Origin of the sequence: Euzebyella marina, from assembly GCF_014855515.1 — a bacterium.
Lineage (GTDB): Bacteria > Bacteroidota > Bacteroidia > Flavobacteriales > Flavobacteriaceae > Euzebyella > Euzebyella marina.
Genome location: NZ_JACYFK010000001.1, coordinates 1127368 through 1148427, shown reverse-complemented (window position 1 = coordinate 1148427; position 21060 = coordinate 1127368). Strand labels below are relative to the sequence as shown.

Here is a 21060-nt window from a genome sequence, read left to right as displayed (position 1 = left end):
TATGGTTTGGTTGTAACCAAAAGTAGCGATAATAAAGAGCCGTTGGTTTAAATAATCATTAAACCTAATTAAGAAAAAGACCGTTTAGGCTACCTTTTGAACTTTCGGCGAGTTCTAACGCGGTTAAAAAAATAAATGACCACAACAAAAAGGGCCAGTAAGGGAAAAATAAGGTCTCCGTTCAAGAAATTAAGAATGTTCATCTCATCTATTTTTAAGGAAGAACGATAGTATGAGCAACTTATTACCTTTTGAACTTTCTATTTCCTCGAATGCGAGTGATAATGTAAACGACAATGACCACTACGGCCAAAATCAAGAAAATCATATTGCCACTTAAATATTCTGTCATCTCTTTATTTTTTAAACTTGCTTAAGGCCTCTTTTGTAAATTCTGAAAGTACCAATTTACCGGTAATTGCCGCTCTTTCTACCAGCAATTGATCCCAGTGGTCGGTTTGGTTCCATAATACCTTTTTCCACTCGTAAAGAGCTTCCGGATTGTATGCGGATAATTTTTGCACAAAGAAATCCAACTCCTTGTCCATTTCTTTTATATCATCGAACACTTTTGAGAAAAGCCCCTTTTCTTGGGCCCAGTATGCATTTTTCCATTCGGTTGGCGCCAATGATAATTCGGAAAGGGCCGCTACCCCTATTTTTCTTTCTACCGCAGGTGCAATCACCAAAGGTGCTATGCCTATCGATAATTCTGACAAGCGTATAGCGGCAGCTTCGCTAGCGTAAACATAGTCGCAGGCCGCGGCTAGGCCTAATCCGCCTCCAACGGTTTTACCCTGTACCCTGCCAACAATAACCTTTTTACACTTTCGCATGGCATTGATGACGTGGGCGAAACCACTAAAAAATACTTTGCCTTCCTCTAAATTTGAAACCGCCAACAACTCATCAAAAGATGCGCCCCCACAGAATGCTCGGTCACCTTCAGATTTTAAAACGATCACTGAAACGGCATCCTTTTTCGACAGTTGGTTGATTTCATTGACCAATCTGTCGAGAAGTTCGGCCACAAATGAATTACCGGCCGGATGGCCAAATTCTATCGTTGCTACTTTGCCTTCTATGCTTGTATAAAGACTTCCGTTTTCTCTTTGGGTTACCATATTATTTCTAATTCAGGCATATCATACCATGTAGGTTATTTCACAATAAAGAATACTTTCAATATGAAAGATAATTTAATTAACCACACCAGTAAAATAGTTTTATATGCTTATAGTTTCCTTTATCTGTTTCTCTACATATGTTCAAACCTCTATCGAACATCCTTTTTATATTTTCAAAATTGGCCAAACCAATTTTCGCTCTTCTTTCATTAATGCTAAAGAATTTAGTTGAATCGCCAGTCTGATGCCATTGATTATAATAGCCTACCCTGCAGAACTTACTTTCTCCAAACTTAGCTTGAAAATCGATAATCGAAGCATAGTGTTCGGGTTTCAAATTACCTTTTTGCATCTCACTATAAAGTAGTTCGTTGTATTGGCAACTCTTAGCATAGCCATAATAATGCAATAAAATGAATAAAGTACTATTGTTAATAAATGTGTAATCTAATGGCTCACTTCTGGAAATCAGTTTTTGAACGCCAATTTTTCTTTCACCTGGATAACCATATTCTGATATTAAGGGCATTAGCTTATTCTCAACCAGATTTGAAATTATTGAATCATATTTCTGATGATAAATCTCCTTATTCTCATTGTCAACATATGACAGTGAATCAATGTAATGAACCTTCCATCTATTATCATAATTAGACATTTTTTCAATAGTGTCCATTAGAAAACGGTTAAGGTTCTGAGAATAGACTTTTCTAAATTTTTTGAACTTAAAAGATACTATTTTGTCTAGCTTATTATCACTAATAAAAGAACTTAGCAAAGAGTCTTTTTTAAGGTCCTTTGGCTCTAATCCTGAACTAAAAGCACTTCCTAAATAGGTTGTAAATTCTTCGTTCTTTTTTAATAAGGCCGCGAGTTGAAGAGCAGTAAAGCAATCTGCCGCCAAGGGTTTATCTATGTGCGACAAAGCCCTTTCATATTTTTCAAAGGCTTCCTTGAATTTGTCATCAAGAATATCACTTTCACCTTTTTGAATCAAAGAGGTGTATTCAATAAATTTACTGCTCTTTTTTTTCGAATGATTTTTGAATACAGAATAGCTTAAAAGAATTCCAACCAATAACGGAACAAATGCTTTCAGCATAATAAAATAGATTAGTAACCAATAATCCTCTTCCCATCAAAGCTAACCATTTTGTAATTGGGGCAGAAACTTTCTTCTGAACTCATATACCAAAGCGCCGCCTCTAATGACCATCCAAACTGTAAAGGCTATCCATATTCCATAGAGACTCCAACCCAAATATTTGCCAAGAAATAAAACCGGCACGAAACCCAGAAAGGTCGCGACCAATAAGGTATTTCTTAAATACTTCATTTCACCAAGTCCCTTGAACATACCATCAAAAACAAATGCAACAGTATTCATCGGCAAGCCGAGTATAACAATAAAGAATACAGTATAAAAAGTTTCAAGAACCAAGGTTTCCTTCGAAAACAACAATCCTATAGGTCGGTAAAAAATGAAGCCCAGCAATACCAAAACCAGACTGACCAAAAGGCCGTATTTGATAATTTTTTTTGCCAATGTAAACAAGCCGGAAAAATCTTTTGCCCCCAAGAGGCGGCCACCCATGATATTGCCCGCGGCGGCATACCCATCTATAAAAAAGGCAGAGAAAAGCCATATGTTTATAGCAATTGTATGCGCCCCGATATACTTGGGGCCTAAGTCTGTTGCCTCTCTTACCGCAAGTATCAAAGCGGTATTCAATGCTAGAGCCCTGACAAACAGGTTAAGGCTCATTATCACCAATCGACCCAATTCGTGATTTATAGGAAAACGCAACTTTAAACTGATATCTGTTTTTACCAGCAAAAGCACAAAGGCCATTATTGCCATGATTGCCTGGGCCATGAGACTTGCCCATGCAGCACCCTCTAAATACATTGGTTCGAAAACACCTTCAATGCCGTATACCAATAGAAAATCAAGGCCAATATTCAGAACTGCGCCTACAATGGCAATTAACATGGGGTAATAGGTATTCTGTAAACCTCTAAAAATACCCATAACGGCAAAGACGAATAGAGTTAACGGAAAGCCCCAAACGCGTATGGAATAATAACTTATGCAGTATTCTAAAATCTTTCCTGAAGCATTCAGGAGTTCAAAAATTTCGCGGACTATGAAAATAGTCGAAAGAAGAATGATAATGCTGAGAGCAATGTTCAGAAAAATGGCCTGTGCAGGAAGCGTTTTTACCTCATCAAGTCTCCCCGCTCCTAAATATTGAGAAATAATAGCTGAAATAGCACTTCGGGTCTGACCCAGAATCCAGATCAGCATCGATAGAAAAGACCCAACAATACCCGCTGCGGCCAACGATTCTAAACCATCTACCGGAATGTTACCCACTATGGCCGTATCAGTAATCGATAAAAGGGGCTCTGCAATACCCGCCACTGTTGCCGGTATGGCCAGTTGATTGATAGTTTTATAGTTGATTGCCGCTTTCAAGTGGCGCAAGTTACAGCACTAATTCATAACAATGAAAGGGGTGTTCACTTTGTTTCGGGAAAAAAATATCGCCTAATTTTTGAAACCCTCGCTTTTCATAAAACCTCTGGTTTCGGGTATTCTGACTAAAGGTATCGAGCCTTACGGAAATAAAGCCATTATCGCGCGCATGGTTTTCGGCAAATTGCATCATTTGTTGTGCGTAACCTTTGCCCTGTCGGTTCGGGTGCACCCCTAATCGATGAATATAAATATTTCTACCATTCTCGGTGAGCCATTCAATAGGCAGATACTCCTCATCCATAAGAGTTGAGACTACTATGGTACCGATAATTTCTTCTTCAATCACTAACACATAGAGCTCACCCCTATCTATGTCCGCTTCAAAAACTGCTCGTGACGGATAGTGCTCGTTCCATTGAAAGATACCATTCTTGATCATGTGTTGGGCACATGCATTGGCAAGCGCCAATATTTGCGGAATTTCAGATAGTTTTGCCTTTCGTATCATTAGGTTAAATCCAATTAAATTGTAAATTTAAGGTTAAAACAATTAAAACATGAAACACATTCTTGTACCTATCGGTACTTCACCAGACGCACACCAAACACTTCAATACGCCATTGATTTTGCTACCGAATTCTCTTCAAAGATTTTTTTGATGGAAGTGTTCAGTGTTTCGATCGGGGCCGGAAAAGCCTTGACCAACGTAACCGAAAAAGTGGCTGAAAGTGGTAAGGAGCGTCTAAAGGAGGTTATCGAAAAGGTTGATAACAAGAGTGTGGAAATTCAAATCGCTTCTTATAATGGCGATATTGTTGATGGCCTGAAAGAAATTGATAAAGAACTAGGTATAGACCTTATCATCGTCGCCCCAAGAAGTAACGATGTCAGCGAAGAAGTTTATCTCGGTAACACTTCCGGTCGTATTATTAAAAGAACGAACATACCCACGCTTATTGTACCAAAAGGTAGCCCCTTAAGACCTTTGGGAACTATTTTAACTGCCTTCAAGTCGGGTGTTCTGAAAAGAAAACGTATTCTCAACCCGTTGATAGAAATCAAAAACAAGTTCGATGCCAAGGTTAATTTACTATTGGTAAAAACACCTGGTTACACCGATGAAGACCTACAGGTCAACACGGCATTGATGGATATCAGTTCTCAAATGACCCTAGCTGAAGCGCCGACCACTTACTTGGGCGTATTGGAACATTTACAATCGCAGCACCCCGATATGTTATGTGTTTTTAGGCGAAAAAGAGGTTTTTTCAAGAAACTTTGGGAAAAAGATACCATACTTAAATCTGAGTTTTCAGCGCGTATACCGGTGCTGGTACTCAGTGTAAAAAAGGATTAGAACAGGTAAAATTACATCATAAAGTATTTTGATACTTTATGAAAATGTATTTCCTTTGCGCATCCAAAAACGGGGGATTAGCTCAGCTGGCTAGAGCGCTTGCATGGCATGCAAGAGGTCACCGGTTCGACTCCGGTATTCTCCACCAAAACCATCACTTTTCAGTGGTGGTTTTTTTATTTCTCCACTTTTACCGATTAAAATAACAGACCTGCTTCCCAGTAAATAAGGGCATAAACGGTTATTTGCAGCGATTTTATCATCAAATATTTTTATATTAGTAGTTTGAACATCAAAAATACAGTTGGTTGTTTTTCCGGTGTATCATGCCTCCCCCAAACCAAATTGAATTTATTTCAAGTACAAACCCTATACCTTAAACCTAGAACCCATGGGTAAGAACGAAAAGGTGGTGCCATTGAACAATACGCAAGATGAGGCATCATCAAAAATAGAAATCATCAAAAACCTGATTTTTGGTGAAAACATAAAAACCTACGATTCTGAATTTGAGTCATTAAAAAAAGATATTCTTGATAAGAAAAGAGTACTTGAAGAACTCATTGAAGAAGTACGCCAAGACCTAAAAACAGCCATTGATAACGTTGCCACAGACGTCAACATTAGAATTACCGAACTAGAAGACAAAATCGAGGATAAGATAGAATCACTAGAAACCGAAAAGGTAAACAAAAAGATGTTGGGCAAGTTGTTGATCGACCTTGGCGAAAAAGTAAGCGAAAAATAGTTGTTTGAACAAGTTCTTTTTAAAAGCAAGTATAACTCAATACTGCTACCGTGAATTTAGGCGAAAAACAAAAGCCCAGTTTTACCGTAAAGAAAGTCCCAATGACGGAAAACGATAAAATTCAAATTCTAAAAGATATTCTCTTTGCTGAAGACAGCGATTATATAGAGAAGATTGCCCATAGGCTAGAGAATTTAGAAAGTACCCTGAACGACCGGCAGAAATTTTCAACAAAGGTAGACCCTATCATTCTACACCAACTTGAAGAATTCAAGACAAGTATTCCCTCGACCTTAGGCCCTACCATTACCGCTGCCCTTAAAACTGAAATCAAAAAGAACAAAGACGAAGTGGTCGAGGCCATGTTTCCTATTTTAGGAAAAATGATCAAAAAATATATCGCCCACGAAATCAAATTGCTTTCTGAAAAAATAAACAAGCAACTCAGTTTTAAAGACCGAATGAAGTCTTGGTTCGGCAATTCAACCAAAAAGCAAGAAATCATTGATGAATTAGCGGCTTCTCATATTGAGCAGGTATTACTTATAGAGAAAGACTCCGGTCTGTTGAAAGCTAGTTACTCGGTTACCCAAACAATCGATGAAGAAATGATTTCGGGCATGTTGACCGCTATCAAGAGTTTCGTTGAAGATGCTTTCGGACAAAAAAACCAGAATTTAGAATTAATAGATTACGAACTATACCATATACACCTACAAAGTTTTAATCGCTTTTATATAGCGGTTATACTTTCAGGAAATTACACCACCAAAGCAAAGGATAAGCTTCAAGACCTCATTTTCGACTTTTTTGAAAAGTTCACCAAAAAAGATGATTATCACGTGCTAGATTCAGATAGTATCAACAAACAATTAGCCCAAAATTTCGGACATGCACATCTCTAAAAAAATTGTGGTTTTGGGTCATTTTGGGGTAGGTAAGACCTCGCTCATCAGGCGTTTTGTAGAAAATAGTTTTTCTGACAATTACAAAGTTTCAATAGGTGTACACATCGTAAAAAAAGAAGTAGAATTATCTGAAGAAGATACTGTATCGCTCATTTTATGGGATTTGGAAGGAACTGATGATATCTCCCGCATCAGAGACTCCTACCTATTAGGCACCCATGGTCTTATTTATGTTTTTGACGTTTCAAGGCCATCGACTTTTCAGACTATAAACGATGATTTGAAAAAACTCGAAAAAAGAGTCAAAGGGGTACCGGTAAAAGTAGTCGGTAATAAAACAGATTTGATTCTTTTAGATGAACTAAAGACGGTGCTTGACGGTAAAGAAATCTCTTATGATTATCTAACCAGTGCCAAAACAGGTGAAAAAGTCAATGACCTATTCGAACAATTGGCAAAAATGCTTGCGCTAGATGCTGAAAAGATATAAGGAGGAGTTTCACGGGAGGAAGTTTCAATTTATTTTAACTGATTTGAAGGGAGTCGTTCTTGAAAGCGACCAACATCTTCTTGCCGTTAAAGAAAAAGAACTAATTGGTGATGTGCACCCCTTCTTCTTTAGCTTGCCTGAAATCATGCAAGGCGACGAGCGCACAACCTCATTTCATTGTGTTCAACTAGGTGATAGAACAGGTGAACTGACCACCGACATTACCGTCGAAAAAGTTGATAAAAGGTTGTTGGTCATAATTGAAAACCTCACCGATCATTACCTTTCCTATCAATCAATTGCTCAGTCGAGAAATGAATCAATAATCGATTCTGAGCTTATTCTTTTAAAAAACCATGAGCTGCAAGAAAGAGAAAGGTTTAAAAATGAGTTCATTCAAAACTTCAGCCATGAACTGCGAAACCCATTGACCAACATAATTGCATTGACCAATATTCTTCAACGCAGCAATTTAAATGAAGAGCAGACCGGCATTTTAGAGGTTCTGAAAGGTTCTACTTCGAACCTGAAGTTAATGCTTGAAGACATTCTTAGCCTAGCCATGATTTCGAAGGGTAAGTTGGCCCTCAACCCTACCGTATTTAACTTTCGACAGTTCATCGAATTCATTCGATTGACCTATACCACAAGGGCTCAAGAAAAGGGGTTGGCCTTTGCGCTGACCGCCGATGAAAAAATTCCGGAATATATTGAAGGCGACCGATTGCGCATGCTACAGATAGTAACCAACCTTTGTGATAATGCCATTAAATATACCGAGAAGGGAAAGGTAGCCCTGTATATTGCCTTGAACCAAAAAAGGGCCAATACCATAAATTTACGTTTTGGCGTAAAAGACACTGGGCAAGGCATCCCTGAAGAAAAGCTTGAAACGGTTTTAGAAAGTTTTGAGCAACTGGGTAAATCGGAAGGTGCCGGTTTGGGCCTAGCCATTGTAAAAGGCCTATTGGCCCTGATGAATGCACAAATTAAAATACAATCAATCGAGAACGAAGGATCTCATTTTTATTTTGATGTTACGCTTAAGTACCCCCTTCATCACCAATCGACCTTACTGACCTCAAAGCATGCTGTCACCCATACCTCCCCCAAAATATCGAAAACACCCAAAAAGTTTAAGGTCTTACTGGTAGAAGACAATGAGCACGTTCAAACAAGCCTTTTAAAAACCCTCATAGATACTGGAGATTTCTTTATCGACCTAGTAGGTGATGGGGCATTGGTAATGCAAGAGATTGTGAACAAGCATTATGATATCGTTCTAATGGACGTTAACTTACCTAACATTACTGGCGACCAATTGGCGAAAGTAATTCGCGGCCTTCCCTTTAAGAACATCAAAAAAATTCCGATAATCGGTATTACGGCCAACTCGTATAAAGAACAAATCAAGGCTTACAAAAAAGCAGGAATGAACATAGTTCTTTCAAAACCATTTGATGATGTTGAGCTTATAAAGACAATGTATAAACTACTACGATAATAAATCATATTTGTAGTATTTTTCTTAATAACTATGCATTTCATCGATTAATCAACCCTTTTTGTCGATAAATTCAAATCATAGTTCGTATATTCTTTCTTCAATTGGCTACCGCCTACTTTTACTGTGCTTTTAAGAAAAATAGCACTAAGCTATACTAACACTAACCATGTTTTAAAAGCAATAAAGTCTGAAGTTACGGTAGTTGGGTTTCAGCAAGGCAGTAAATAAAGTTCCCCTTTTTTTACAAACAGGCTAAAAAGATTTTTTGATAGTGGTTGGTTGACTTTAGATTAAAGGATGCCCGAACAATTATAGACTATGGTATAGGGTTAGGAAAGTAGTCTATAGTAATGTTCCCCTAGGGACATTCAAGAGATATCTTGAAATGTCCCTTATTTTTTGTCCTAATTCCCGAAATTCTTATTTGCTCTTCTCATTCCCTACAAAAAGCTTTAGCTTAATTTATTAAATTCACTGTAATTTAATTTCCCCGTAAATATTTCTTAACGCTTTTGAACATTACAAATAGTAAATTTTTATCGATTATTGTATATTTAATTTTACTATTTGTAAATAATCAATGAAGGTAACACAGAAAGACATTAAGTTTATCGCATACGGTGCCTTGGCTTCTTTCGGCACCTATTTCTGTATGTATGCCTTTAGAAAACCTTTTACCGTTGCTACCTACGAAAACTTGGCCTTTGCAGGAATTGATTTTAAGATCATTCTGATCATTGCCCAGGTAATCGGTTATATGTTATCAAAGTTTATTGGTATTAAACTTATATCAGAACTCAAACCTAAACAGCGGCTGCCCTATCTAATGGTTATGATTCTTTTGGCCGAACTAAGCCTGCTTTTGTTTGCTTTCGTAAGCTCCCCCATTAATATTCTATTCATGTTTATGAACGGGTTATCACTTGGCATGGTGTGGGGTGTTGTTTTCTCGTATTTAGAGGGCCGAAAGTTTACTGAAATCTTAGGGGTTATTTTATGTTCCAGTTTTATTCTATCAAGTGGCGTAGTGAAGTCTGCCGGTCTGCTGGTCATGCAACATCTAGGTGTTTCAGAATTCTGGATGCCTGCCATTACCGGTGCGTTTTTCTTGGTTCCTTTTGCCGTCTGCGCCTATTTGCTAGACAAAATGCCACCACCCACGGAAGAGGATAAAATTCTCAGGGAAGAAAGGTTGCCCATGACAGCACAAGACCGAAGAAAGGTTCTGGCACAGTTTTTCTTTCCCTTGGCTATTTTAGTGTTCTTCTATGTTTGCCTAACCGCTATGCGCGATTTTCGGGACAATTTTTCCCGAGAAATATGGGATGCCGTTGGCTATGAGGGCAATGCTTCGGTGTACACCCTTTCCGAGCTACCCGTGGCTTTCATTGTGCTACTTTCTATTGGGCTTTTCGCCTTTTTTAAGGATAATTTGAAGGCCTTTGTTTCCTATCATTATCTCTTGATTTTTGGTTCTGCGCTAGTGGGCGCAAGCACGTTTCTGTTTCAAACCCATACTATCGACCCTGTCTTTTGGATGGTTCTCACCGGCCTCGGGCTTTATATTTGCTACGTGCCTTTTAACTGCATTTTTTTCGATAGAATGATTGCTGCATTTCACATAAAGGGCAATGCGGGCTACCTGATCTATATCGCCGATGCCTTTGGGTATTTAGGAAGCATGGCGGTATTACTTTATAAAAATTTTGGTCAAGGGTCGCTTTCTTCTCTGCAGTTCTTCGTTCATGGCACCTACTTCATAGCGGTCATCGGTATTGCAGTTTCTATTCTCTCGCTGTTCTATTTTAAAAACAAGAATAAAAACCAAAACTCTGCTTCGAGCGACAAAAACATTTCCTATGAACCAATCGTATGACTTAATCGTTGTGGGTGGCGGCGTACTCGGTACGTTTCATGCCTATCATGCTGTCAATGCCGGCTTAAAGGTTGCACTTATCGAAAAAGACATGAGACCGCAAGGGGCGACGGTTCGTAATTTCGGACAAGTCGTGCCCTCGGGTATGAACACCAAATGGCAGAATTTCGGCAGGGAAAGTTTGGCCATTTATAAAGAGATACAAGAAGATTTCGATATCACCGTACGCCAAGAGGGCAGCATTTATTTGGCCTCCAATGAAGAAGAAGTTCAACTTTTAGAAGAACTCAAAAGTATTAACGAAACTAATGGGTACACTTCTAAAATGCTGACCAAAAATCAATGTTTGGCAAAGTATGCATCCCTTCGTGAAGATTATGTAAAAGCGGGCTTATTTTTTCCTGAAGAAGTTAAGGTTGAACCCCGCACTATGATCAATAAGCTGCAGCAATACTTGCAAGAAAAAGGCCTGGATCTTTATATGGGCGAGACCGTTATGGGTTGTGACGCCTTACGAAGCGGTGTTCAATTGTCGACCTCTAAAAATCGCATCTTTTCTACCGTAAAAGCCATTATCTGTAACGGTAGTGAATTTAAATACCTGTATCCGAATCTTTTTGAAGAAAGCGATCTAGAAGTTTCTAAGTTACAAATGATGCAGACAAAGGTACAGCCGAACTATAAGCTGCCCAGCTCTATACTTACGGGTCTGTCTATTAGACGGTACGAAGCTTTTTCAGAATGCCCATCCTACAGATCTATTAAAACAAAGGAAGACCCTCAATCATTCGAAAAGAAATGGGGCATACATATTCTTTTCAAACAAGCGCTCGACGGCAGTATTATTATCGGTGATTCCCACGAGTACGCGCCTGCCGGCAACATAGAAAAACTTGGCTTTGATTTAAATATGGATGTTGACAGTTTTATTCTCAAGGAGGCCAAGAAGATATTAAACCTGCCAACATACGAAATACAAAACCGATGGTTTGGCATGTACTCGCAATGCAAGGCTTCCGATATTTATCAGAGAACCATCGATGAAGACATTCACATAATTACGGGAATCGGCGGTAAGGGCATGACCGGAAGTGCCGGTTTTGCCAAACATAACATTAAAACAATCTTTAATCTAGAACATGCATAAGATACAATTGGTCGTTTTCGATATGGCCGGAACCGTGGTCAATGAAAACAATGTAGTCTATAAAACACTTCAAAAAGCCATTAATCAAAAAGGTTACGAACTCAATCTTGACTTTGTTCTTGAGCATGGCGCGGGAAAAGAGAAGCACCAAGCCATCAAAGATATTCTCAAAGCAATCGGTAAAGGCGAAAGCGAGCCTTCGCATCCAATTTTTGAAAATTTCAAACTAATGTTGGATGAAGCTTATGCCAACCTTGAGGTCTCCTCTTTTGAAGGCGTCGAAAAAACGCTTTCCCGCTTAAAAAAACAACACATTAAAATAGCTTTGAACACAGGGTACAATAAGAAAATTGCCAGTTTACTTCTAAAAAAAATGAATTGGGAAGAAGGGAAGCAATATGATGCCCTGATTACCGCAGATGATGTAGTAGAGGGAAGACCTCATCCTGCCATGATATTTGAAGCTATGAAACGATTGAATGTTAAAGATGCCTCGCAAGTATTAAAAGCCGGTGATTCGATTATAGATATTGAAGAAGGCAAGAATGCACATTGCGGGGTTACTATTGGGGTTACTACCGGGGCACATACCGGACAACAACTTGAATCGGCCAACCCTACCTATGTAGTGAGGTCATTGACCGAACTGGAACAGTTGGTGAGTGCCTAAAAAGATTTAGAGCCGATTCGATTCTTGAATTTCCTTGGCCTGTTTTAAATGAAAAAATACATGACCAACATTTTTGATGTTACCCCACCCCTGTTGACAGGCACATGTGGTATGCGACCATCAAAGAAAATACTGTCACCTTCTTTTAGCAGAACCTTATCATCACCGATTTCGTAATAACATTCACCCGAGAGCATATATTTAAACTCATAGGCATCGGTGGTGACTTTATCACGTTTTGAGCCGGGTGCCACTTCTAACAGGACACTTTCAAAGCCTAGTGAAGACAATTGCTTTCCAAAAATGTAGGTGTAAGAAAAACCGACTGCCTCATCTTCTTTTTCAATGATGCTGTTTTCCTCTTTTCTAGACACAATGTAATTTGCGCCATTCACTTGAGGCATGCCATTAAAGAAATCGGTAACCTCTGTTTCTAATGAAGAGATTATTTTGAGCAGCACGGGCAACGAGGGTATTGTTCGTCCGTTTTCGATTCTTGAAATGAGTCCGCCAGTAACGCCTGCCTTGCCCGCTATATCGTTAATGGTCTTTCCTCCTCCCTTTCGTATCTCTTTAATACGCTTTCCTATTCCTATTAAATAATCTTCCATGGTAGTGCTTTACTACAAACTTAGCACATTATTACATGAATGAATTTTATGCGATTTCACTTCAATAAATACCATTAGCCTTCTGTTTGTCAAACAATTATATAGCTATCACTTCAATTTGAATATTTGTAAATAATATTTTCATAACTTTTAGCTAACAATCACTTATTAAATGTTGCAATTATTTAATACTAATAGACTTTTTAGCTAACCTACGCCTTTGATATTTGCGCCCTGAAAAATAACCAAGAGTTTACAAATACGAAAATGAAAAAAACCTTACTTATTACAATTTTCACCTTGATGGTGGGCATTGTGAGCTTTGCCCAAACCAACTTTAAGGGTAAAGTTTATGATGAAAACAACGAACCGCTACCCGGAGCTTCAATTGTCATCAAAGGCAGCTCGAACGGGGTTGCTACCGATTTTGACGGTAATTTCTCTATTGATTTACCCAATGGAAACGAAATCTTGGTCATTTCGTACATTGGGTATGTTTCTTCGGAATTTAATACTGCAGGCAAATCTACTGCCGAAATAGTCTTACAGCCCGATTCACAACAGCTAGATGAAGTTGTTGTTACCGCCTTGGGTATCACAAGGGCTGAAAAGAAATTGGGTTACGCGACCCAAGAGATGGATGTTGAAACCATCGAAGAAATAAAAGCCCCCAACGTAGGAAGCCTTTTTACCGGGCAAGTAGCAGGTCTATCGGTCACCAACCCGACCGGCCTATTTCAATCGCCCTCTTTTTCCCTAAGAGGTAAAAGTCCTCTTATAGTTATTGATGGTATTCCGGTAGATACCGATTTCTTTGATCTTTCATCAAATGACATAGGTAACGTGAACGTATTGAAAGGTACTACCGCCTCTGCACTCTATGGTTCAAGAGGTAGAAACGGAGCCATATTGATCACTACCAAAAACGCTAAAAACGAAGGACTTGAAGTTTCGGTATCTCACAACATGATGGCTACGGCCGGCTTTACGGTATTTCCTGAAACACAGACCGAATACGGCAACGGGTCAAACGGTAAATATGAGTTTTGGGACGGTAAAGATGGTGGTATTTCAGACGGTGATATGATTTGGGGGCCTAAGTTCGGCACTGGTCAATTGATTCCGCAATGGAACAGCCCTATTCTGGATAATGAAACGGGCGAAACCATATCATGGTATGGCGATGTAGCTGGGACCATTTATGACGATAAAGCGAGGTACTCACGAGTTCCTATCCCTTGGGAATATCATAACAACCTAAAGGACTTCTTACAAACGGGATATATTTCCAACACCAACTTTGCCATTACTCAAAGAGGTGAAAAAGGCTCTTTCAGGCTTTCGGGCACCTACGGGTATCAAAAAGACCGTGTACCAAATGCCAGCCTTAACACCGGGGCCCTTAATTTCAAAGCAACCACATTGCTTTCCGACAAGCTTACCCTAGATAGTAAATTAGCTTACAACAAGGTCTATTCACCCAACTACCCACGTCATGGTTACGGTCCGAAAAACCATATGTATACTATTTTAATATGGATGGGTGACGACGTGAACGGAACCGACCTTCGCCAAAACCTATACGTACCCGGTCAAGAAGGTTATAGACAAGCCAACTGGAACTATGCATGGTACAACAACCCATATTTTGCCGCTTACGAGCTGAACCAAGAATATGATGCCAATGTAATCAACAGTCAATTAAAGTTGAACTACAAGGTGACCGATGAATTCAACCTACAGGCAAGGGGATCTGCGGTAATAAAAGATGTGTTCGAAGATCGTGAGAGTCCGAAGACTTACTTGAACTACGGTGATCCAAGGGAAGGAGATTATAAAACCTGGAATTCTGAGCGTCTTACTGTTGATTATGATATTTTAGCTACCTACCAAAAAGAGCTGAGCGAAAACTTTGCTTTCGATATCAACGCAGGTGCCGCTTCGCACTATCAAAAATACCAACAAGAATACAATGCCACCGATGGGTTGGTTGCTCCGTTCGTTTACAGCTTGAACAATACAAGCGGTAACATAAAGGGCTCTACCTACTATTGGCAAAAAACCATTAACAGTATCTATGCCACTATGGGCATTGATATCTACAATGCGTTGTTCTTGAACTTTTCTGCCAGAAACGACTGGTCATCAACATTACCGGAAGAGAATCGCTCTTATTTCTACCCTTCGGTTTCAGCGAGTTTGGTGCTGTCAAATATCTTGACCATGCCAGAAGGTGTTGATTATTTAAAGGTCTTTGGTTCTTGGGCCGAGGTCTCTAGCGATTTAGACCCGTTTCAATTAAACTCCTTTTATAACAACAATGGTTTCTTTGGTTCTAACCCAAGACTCACGTACCCTAGTGGTCTGGTGAACTCAATGATCGAGCCACAAAAATCGACCTCTTTTGAAATTGGTACGAGTGCATCATTCTTCAAGAACAGGTTGAAATTAGATTTCACCTACTACAATACAATTGATACCAATCAAATAATTGACCTGCCGGTTTCCGAAGCTTCAGGATTCTCCCAGAGAAAAGTGAACGGTAACGAATACACCACCAACGGTTTTGAAGTTGCCTTGAACCTAAGCCCTGTACGTACCGACAATTTTAGCTGGAATTCCAATATCAACTGGACCAAATGGGTGAAGAAAATTACTGACATCTATGGCGACCAAGACAGGTACGGTAATTTACGCCTTGACGACCGCGCCGATAGTTATTACGGTACGGTATGGCAAAAGTCTCCTGACGGGCAGTTAATACTTAACGATAGCGGCCTGCCTATTTTTGACAATTATGACCAGTACTTGGGCCATTTCGAACCAGATTGGCAACTAGGCTTCCTCAACAGCTTTAAGTATAAAGATTGGACATTAGATGTGGGCATCGACGGTGTCTGGGGAGGTATCTTCAATTCTACTACCATCGAAAAGATGTGGTGGGGCGGTAAGCACCCGAACTCTACCGAGTTTAGAGATGCTGAATATGCTGCCGGTGAGCCAGTATACGTGCCAGAAGGTGTAAATGTCGTAAGCGGTGAACTTACACAAGATGCCAATGGTAATGTTCTTTCGGATACCCGCGTTTTCGAGGCTAATACAACCGCCGTGAACTGGCAGACTTGGAGCCAAAACTACCCTTATAGAGCTCGAGTTACAGAAGATGAAAATGAAAAGTTCGCCAACGTCTTTGAAAGAACCTTCTTTAAGCTAAGAAGTGTTTCCCTTAGGTATGACCTAACCGATTTGGTCAATATCAAAAGCATAAAGCATATCGACATGTCTTTAAACGGTTACAACCTTTTCATTTGGAAAAAGGCCCCTATTGTCGATCCTGATTTTGGTACAGGAAGATCGGAGAGCGACCCGAACCCAGGCACACATTTCGGAAACGAAAACAATTTACAAGATCCATCATCCAGGTTTTTAGGCTTGGGCATTAACATGAAATTTTAATCCCGAAGAAGAAAATGAAACTATTTAAGATAACATTCGTTTTGGTATCGCTCATTACGCTGTCTTTAGCTTCGTGCAGTAAAGATTTGAGCGAAATAAATGAAAACCCCAATAACGTAAATGAAACGCATCCGCAGTTATTATTGACCGAGATTTGCTATGGCGCTTTTACCGTTGACGGAACATCGAATATGTACGCCAGTAGAATGCTGGTTCAGACCGATGGTGAGAACAGCAGTCAATATTACAATTGGAACCGTGGTAGCTTTGGCGAATACGGTAACCTTCGAAATATCACCAAAATGTATGAAGAGGCTGAGCGTATCGAAAGTGATGCTTACATTGCCTTGGCCAAATTTTTTAGGGCCTATTACTTCTATAGACTGACACTTACTTTTGGAGACATTCCTTACAGCGAGGCCTTAGGAGGAGAAATGAATAGTATCTACACCCCTAAATACGACTCTCAAAAACAGGTCTTTCAAGGAATTTTAAGTGAATTGAACGAGGCCAATGCCCTTCTGGCCAATAGCACCGAACTAATAGCCGGAGACATTATTTTTAACGGTGATGCCGCTAAATGGCAAAAACTTGTCAATTCATTTCGCCTTAAAGTTTTGATTACCTTGTCAAAAAAAGAAAGCGATAGCGATTTCAATATCGCTTCAAGCTTTGCCTCTATTTATAATAATGAACCGATTATGACTTCTTTAGAGGATAACGCACAAATTGTTTTTATTGATCAAGATGGTAGCCGATATAGCCAATTCAATAGCAGCGGTTATGGATCGGGTATGTATATGGATTCTACTTTTATCAAAAGGCTTCAAGACCATAGAGACCCACGGTTATTTCTCTACTCAGGCACGACGAAAAATGCAAAAGAGGCGGGTCTGGCCGACGATAATTTTGATGCCTATGAAGGTGGTAACCCTATAGCGCCTTACGGTGAGGTCAATGACAAGGCTGCAGCAGGCGACGTTTCGAAAGTGAACGACAGATACACGGTCGATCCCGTTGCAGAACCGCACAACCTCTTAGGCTTTTGGGAACTTGAATTTATAGTAGCCGAAGCAGCGCTTAACGGTTGGGTGGCGCAAGACCCAAAAGAACACTATGAAAATGGAATCAAAGCTTCTTTTGCGTTTTACCAATCATATGCAAACGACGCTACAGGTGCGAATGACTATTCATCTTTCGTAAATGAAGAAAAGGCCGAAGCCTACCTTCTTGAAGATTTGGTAAGCTGGGACAACGCCACTTCTCAAGATGAGCAGTTACAATTGATCATGATGCAGAAGTATTTTACTTCTTTTCACCAAACCGGCTGGAGAATGTACTACGATCATTTACGAACTGGTTATCCTGAATTCTTGATTCCTTCTACAGGAACGCCTCCTACCAGATGGATCTACCCTCAAAGTGAGTACAATCAGAACACCGAAAATGTTTCCATGGCAATTGAAAGTCAGTTTGGAGCTGGAAATGACGGAATTCGCCAAGTGCCTTGGTGGTTGGAATAGAAAAAATGAGTAGATGACCTCAAAACAAGACTTTGGTGACATGTCGATTAATATGAAAACCAACCTCTTTATAAAAATGACCATAGCACTACTATTTGTGCTATGGTCTAATTTCGTTTTTGCCCAAACACAACCTGTAAAAGGTATAGAGCATGTGGTCGTAATCGGTTTTGATGGATTAAGCCCCGATGGGATTGAGAACGCAAACACCCCCGCTTTTGACCGAATAATTGCTGAAGGGGCTTCTACCATGCACGCCAGGGCGGTATTGCCCACTAGCTCAAGCAGCAATTGGGCATCTATGATTATGGGCGCTGGGCCCGAGCAACACGGAATCACTTCAAACGCTTGGGAAAAAGATAATTTCACCTTACCTGCGATTGCCCAAAGTGAAGATTTTTTATTTCCGACTATTTTCAGGTTGATTTCTGATAACCAACCGAAGAGTGAGGTCGGGGCCATTTATCATTGGGGAGGTTTCGGTCGCCTTTTTGAAAAAACTGCGGTTAATTTTGACCGCAACCCTGACAGTGAAGATGAGACGGCCAAGATTGCTTACGATTACATCAAATCAAAAAAGCCGCTGTTTACCTTTATTCATTTTGACCATATAGACCATGCCGGTCATGAATATGGCCACGGAACATCTCATTACTACGAGTCGGTCGAGAAGGCAGATGCGCTTCTTGAAAATGTAATGAGGGCCATCGAAAATTCTGAATTAGCCAAAAACACCTTGGTAATCGTTAGTTCTGACCACGGAGGTTTAGGTACGGGTCATGGTGGAGAGTCGCTTCAAGAAGTCGAAATTCCTTTTATCATGTGGGGCCCTTCGGTCAAGCGCAACCATATTATTAAATATCCTGTCTACCAATACGACAATGCCGCTACCGTAGCATTCGCACTCGGTCTAAAGCGCCCACATGCTTGGATAGGAAAACCAGTGAAATCAGCATTTCAAGGGTATGAAATCGATGACAAATACCCAGTTCTAGTTCAACTTAAAGAGCCTATTATTCTTCCAAAACCGGAAGGATATAAAAAAGCCGGAGGACTTTTTAATGAGAAAGCCGAGGTAATCATTGAAAACCCGAATAAAGAGGGCGTGATTAGATATACAACCGATGGCAGTTTTCCTTCGGCCGCTTCGCCCATTTACGATGGACCATTCGAAATCGAAGAAAGTGCTGTCATCAAAAGTGCCGTTTTCGAAAATACAAGCATCAAAAGTTTGGTGGCAGAAGCCTATTTTCGGATTAAAAAATCGAACTTTAAAAAACCTTTAAAATACGAAGTGTTCTACCTCAAAGATTTGGCCTTTATTCCCGAATTAAAAAATAAAAAACCGGATGTTATTGGAAATTCTTTTGAAATGACCACTGATGAAATAAAAACTTTGCTCAAGGCAAATACGGCCGTTCGCTTTACTTCTGAATTAGAAGTGGTGCAAAACGACCTCTACAAGTTCTCTCTGCGATCCGACGATGGTAGCCAACTTTATATAAATCATGAATTGGTTGTTGACAACGACGGCGATCATGGTGTTGAGGAAAAAACAGGGCAGATTCAATTGAAAAAAGGCGGTCAAAAAGTAGAAGTGCTTTATTTCAATGGTGGGGGCGATGGTTGGCTAGATGTTTTTTTCGAAACAGGTACAAAACCTAAACAGATACTTTCTGTCAATAACCTTAAAAATTCCGATTTATGAAATTGAATCGCACCTTCACACGGGTAACGGCATTTCATAGTTCAGATTTCAACTATCATGAAGAATTTATGCTAGCATCGACCCTATGAATCAAAACGAGGAAAATCATATTGATATCAACAAACGCACCGAGGGGGACATTAATTTCAGTGCGGAAAGGGCCAAATGGTTAAAAAATGACATTAGTGAAAAGGCTAAAACCCTTTTAGAAAAAGATGCTCGATATTTTCTCCATCAGTCACTCTCCACTCCTTGTTTAGATGTTCTCCAAGATTCTAAAGGGCCTTTTATTCAAAGCGTATCGGGTAAAAACTATCTTGACTTTCACGGCAACAATGTACATCAATTGGGTTTTTCACACCCAAAATTAGTTGCCCGATTAACTGAGCAACTTCAATTGCTCACATTTTCAACCCGGCGGTATACCAATGAAATTGCCATCAATTTCGCCGAGAAACTTGCTTCTTTACTGCCTTCTGACCTGAACAGAACCCTTTTGACGCCAAATGGCAGTAGTGCCATCGGTATTGCACTAAAACTGGCGAGAGCCGTAACCGGAAAATTTAAGGTTGTATCCTTTTGGGATTCTTTTCATGGGGCCTCACTCGATGCCATAGGTGTGGGCGGCGAAGCAGTATTTAGGGAATATATGGGGCCATTGATGCCCGGGGTAGAACGTATTCCGCCTCCTGTTACCTACCGAGGTATTTATGAGGACAACGAGCAAAAATGTCTGGAATATTTAGAGTATGTTTTTAAGAAGGAAGGTGATATTGGCGCATTTTTGGCAGAAACCGTTCGAAATACCGATGTTCAAATTCCGTCAAAATCATTCTGGAAAGATGCGCGGGCGCTTTGCGACCGATATGGAGTATTGTTGATATTAGATGAAATTCCTATTGCTTTAGGAAGAACAGGCAAAATGTTCGCCTTCGAGCATTTCGATGTCGAGCCTGATATTCTTTGTCTCGGCAAAGGGTTGGGCGGCGGTATTTTTCCTCAAGCAGCAATGGTTACCAGAGATTCATTTAATCGTTTTGGCGACATATCGTTAGGCCATTACACCCACGAGAAAAGTCCGCTAGGCTCTTTGGCAGGCCGTACTACCATAGAAATCATCGAAGAAGAAGGGTTATTGAGCAAAGCCCAAAATGACGAGGCCTTCATGCGCGAAGAATTACATCGTTTAGAACAAAAGCATCAACTGATAGGTGACATTAGGGGCAAAGGCCTACTTTGGGGCATTGAACTGGTGAAAGACCGAAATACCAAAGAGAAAGCTGTCAACGAAGCTGAAAAAATTATGTACAACTGTCTCAAAAACGGACTAAGCTTCAAAGTATCTGCAGGCAACGTGCTTCAATTGGCTCCGGCATTGACTATATCTAGAAATGAACTGTCAAGGGCAATTGGCATAATCGATAATGCAATACAAGAACTATAAACCAA

The 21060-nt window shown here is 40.0% G+C and carries 17 protein-coding genes and 1 tRNA gene; 13 read left to right on the top strand and 5 right to left on the bottom strand.

Going from position 1 to position 21060, the window contains the following annotated elements:
- Positions 1–356 precede the first annotated feature (356 nt).
- The 4 genes from IL356_RS04540 to IL356_RS04525 form a co-directional block, all read right to left on the bottom strand.
- A complete protein-coding gene (locus IL356_RS04540; RefSeq protein ID WP_121846998.1) occupies positions 357–1124 on the bottom strand; it encodes an enoyl-CoA hydratase/isomerase family protein in 768 nt (255 codons plus the stop codon).
- Between the two features lie 79 nt (positions 1125–1203).
- Positions 1204–2229 (bottom strand): hypothetical protein, encoded by a 1026-nt coding sequence (locus tag IL356_RS04535; RefSeq protein ID WP_121846999.1) that lies wholly within the window; start codon positions 2227–2229, stop codon positions 1204–1206.
- A gap of 42 nt (positions 2230–2271) precedes the next feature.
- Positions 2272–3606 carry an MATE family efflux transporter gene (locus IL356_RS04530; RefSeq protein ID WP_121850537.1) on the bottom strand — a complete coding sequence of 445 codons (1335 nt, stop codon included), beginning with the start codon at positions 3604–3606 and terminating at the stop codon, positions 2272–2274.
- 10 nt (positions 3607–3616) lie between these two features.
- Positions 3617–4117, bottom strand: a complete 501-nt coding sequence (locus tag IL356_RS04525) for a GNAT family N-acetyltransferase (RefSeq protein ID WP_121847000.1) — start codon at positions 4115–4117, stop codon at positions 3617–3619.
- A gap of 49 nt (positions 4118–4166) precedes the next feature.
- Between IL356_RS04525 and IL356_RS04520 the strand changes: the two genes are divergently transcribed.
- The 9 genes from IL356_RS04520 to IL356_RS04480 all read left to right on the top strand — a co-directional run bounded on the left by IL356_RS04520 (position 4167) and on the right by IL356_RS04480 (position 12313).
- Positions 4167–4967 carry a universal stress protein gene (locus IL356_RS04520; protein WP_121847001.1) on the top strand — a complete coding sequence of 267 codons (801 nt, stop codon included), beginning with the start codon at positions 4167–4169 and terminating at the stop codon, positions 4965–4967.
- Positions 4968–5038: 71 nt separating this feature from the next.
- Positions 5039–5115 (top strand) — tRNA-Ala (locus IL356_RS04515).
- A 243-nt stretch (positions 5116–5358) separates the two neighbouring features.
- On the top strand, positions 5359–5715 hold the full coding sequence (locus IL356_RS04510) for a fructose 1,6-bisphosphatase (protein ID WP_121847002.1): 357 nt from the start codon (positions 5359–5361) through the stop codon (positions 5713–5715).
- A gap of 101 nt (positions 5716–5816) precedes the next feature.
- Positions 5817–6620: a cell envelope biogenesis protein OmpA gene (locus tag IL356_RS04505; RefSeq protein ID WP_121850538.1), complete on the top strand. Its 804-nt coding sequence runs from the start codon at positions 5817–5819 to the stop codon at positions 6618–6620.
- Positions 6607–7113, top strand: coding sequence for a Rab family GTPase (locus IL356_RS04500; RefSeq protein WP_121847003.1), 507 nt, complete (start codon positions 6607–6609; stop codon positions 7111–7113). The genes IL356_RS04505 and IL356_RS04500 overlap by 14 nt, the downstream gene beginning before the upstream one ends.
- The gene (locus IL356_RS04495; protein WP_121847004.1) at positions 7097–8617 is read left to right on the top strand and encodes an ATP-binding response regulator; all 1521 of its coding nucleotides are present in this window, start codon (positions 7097–7099) and stop codon (positions 8615–8617) included. Before IL356_RS04500 ends, IL356_RS04495 begins: the two co-directional genes overlap by 17 nt.
- Positions 8618–9200: 583 nt before the next feature.
- Positions 9201–10496 (top strand): DUF5690 family protein, encoded by a 1296-nt coding sequence (locus IL356_RS04490; protein ID WP_121847005.1) that lies wholly within the window; start codon positions 9201–9203, stop codon positions 10494–10496.
- On the top strand, positions 10480–11643 hold the full coding sequence (locus IL356_RS04485) for a TIGR03364 family FAD-dependent oxidoreductase (RefSeq protein ID WP_121847006.1): 1164 nt from the start codon (positions 10480–10482) through the stop codon (positions 11641–11643). The genes IL356_RS04490 and IL356_RS04485 overlap by 17 nt, the downstream gene beginning before the upstream one ends.
- On the top strand, positions 11636–12313 hold the full coding sequence (locus IL356_RS04480; RefSeq protein ID WP_121847007.1) for a phosphonatase-like hydrolase: 678 nt from the start codon (positions 11636–11638) through the stop codon (positions 12311–12313). The genes IL356_RS04485 and IL356_RS04480 overlap by 8 nt, the downstream gene beginning before the upstream one ends.
- Before the next feature lie 44 nt (positions 12314–12357).
- On the opposite strand, the gene IL356_RS04475 is transcribed toward IL356_RS04480, so the two are convergent.
- Positions 12358–12924, bottom strand: a complete 567-nt coding sequence (locus IL356_RS04475) for a helix-turn-helix domain-containing protein (protein WP_121847008.1) — start codon at positions 12922–12924, stop codon at positions 12358–12360.
- Between the two features lie 267 nt (positions 12925–13191).
- Between IL356_RS04475 and IL356_RS04470 the strand changes: the two genes are divergently transcribed.
- From IL356_RS04470 to pbfA, 4 genes are all read left to right on the top strand, one after another.
- A complete protein-coding gene (locus tag IL356_RS04470) occupies positions 13192–16380 on the top strand; it encodes a SusC/RagA family TonB-linked outer membrane protein (RefSeq protein ID WP_121847009.1) in 3189 nt (1062 codons plus the stop codon).
- Between the two features lie 14 nt (positions 16381–16394).
- Positions 16395–17903, top strand: a complete 1509-nt coding sequence (locus tag IL356_RS04465) for a SusD/RagB family nutrient-binding outer membrane lipoprotein (RefSeq protein ID WP_121847010.1) — start codon at positions 16395–16397, stop codon at positions 17901–17903.
- A gap of 13 nt (positions 17904–17916) precedes the next feature.
- On the top strand, positions 17917–19611 hold the full coding sequence (locus IL356_RS04460; protein ID WP_121847011.1) for an alkaline phosphatase family protein: 1695 nt from the start codon (positions 17917–17919) through the stop codon (positions 19609–19611).
- Positions 19612–19696: 85 nt separating this feature from the next.
- Positions 19697–21055, top strand: coding sequence for a (R)-1-hydroxy-2-aminoethylphosphonate ammonia-lyase (gene pbfA / locus IL356_RS04455; RefSeq protein ID WP_121847012.1), 1359 nt, complete (start codon positions 19697–19699; stop codon positions 21053–21055).
- Positions 21056–21060: the final 5 nt, after the last annotated feature.

Excerpts from the sequence above, each read along its gene's own strand:
- IL356_RS04540 (WP_121846998.1), bottom strand. The coding sequence starts at position 1,124 with ATGGTAACCCAAAGAGAAAACGGAAGTCTTTATACAAGCATAGAAGGC.
- IL356_RS04490 (WP_121847005.1), top strand. The coding sequence starts at position 9,201 with ATGAAGGTAACACAGAAAGACATTAAGTTTATCGCATACGGTGCCTTG.
- IL356_RS04535 (WP_121846999.1), bottom strand. The coding sequence starts at position 2,229 with ATGCTGAAAGCATTTGTTCCGTTATTGGTTGGAATTCTTTTAAGCTAT.
- IL356_RS04475 (WP_121847008.1), bottom strand. The coding sequence starts at position 12,924 with ATGGAAGATTATTTAATAGGAATAGGAAAGCGTATTAAAGAGATACGA.
- pbfA (WP_121847012.1), top strand. The coding sequence starts at position 19,697 with ATGAATCAAAACGAGGAAAATCATATTGATATCAACAAACGCACCGAG.
- IL356_RS04480 (WP_121847007.1), top strand. The coding sequence starts at position 11,636 with ATGCATAAGATACAATTGGTCGTTTTCGATATGGCCGGAACCGTGGTC.
- IL356_RS04525 (WP_121847000.1), bottom strand. The coding sequence starts at position 4,117 with ATGATACGAAAGGCAAAACTATCTGAAATTCCGCAAATATTGGCGCTT.
- IL356_RS04470 (WP_121847009.1), top strand. The coding sequence starts at position 13,192 with ATGAAAAAAACCTTACTTATTACAATTTTCACCTTGATGGTGGGCATT.
- IL356_RS04495 (WP_121847004.1), top strand. The coding sequence starts at position 7,097 with ATGCTGAAAAGATATAAGGAGGAGTTTCACGGGAGGAAGTTTCAATTT.
- IL356_RS04460 (WP_121847011.1), top strand. The coding sequence starts at position 17,917 with ATGACCTCAAAACAAGACTTTGGTGACATGTCGATTAATATGAAAACC.
- IL356_RS04500 (WP_121847003.1), top strand. The coding sequence starts at position 6,607 with ATGCACATCTCTAAAAAAATTGTGGTTTTGGGTCATTTTGGGGTAGGT.
- IL356_RS04465 (WP_121847010.1), top strand. The coding sequence starts at position 16,395 with ATGAAACTATTTAAGATAACATTCGTTTTGGTATCGCTCATTACGCTG.
- IL356_RS04485 (WP_121847006.1), top strand. The coding sequence starts at position 10,480 with ATGAACCAATCGTATGACTTAATCGTTGTGGGTGGCGGCGTACTCGGT.
- IL356_RS04505 (WP_121850538.1), top strand. The coding sequence starts at position 5,817 with ATGACGGAAAACGATAAAATTCAAATTCTAAAAGATATTCTCTTTGCT.
- IL356_RS04510 (WP_121847002.1), top strand. The coding sequence starts at position 5,359 with ATGGGTAAGAACGAAAAGGTGGTGCCATTGAACAATACGCAAGATGAG.
- IL356_RS04520 (WP_121847001.1), top strand. The coding sequence starts at position 4,167 with ATGAAACACATTCTTGTACCTATCGGTACTTCACCAGACGCACACCAA.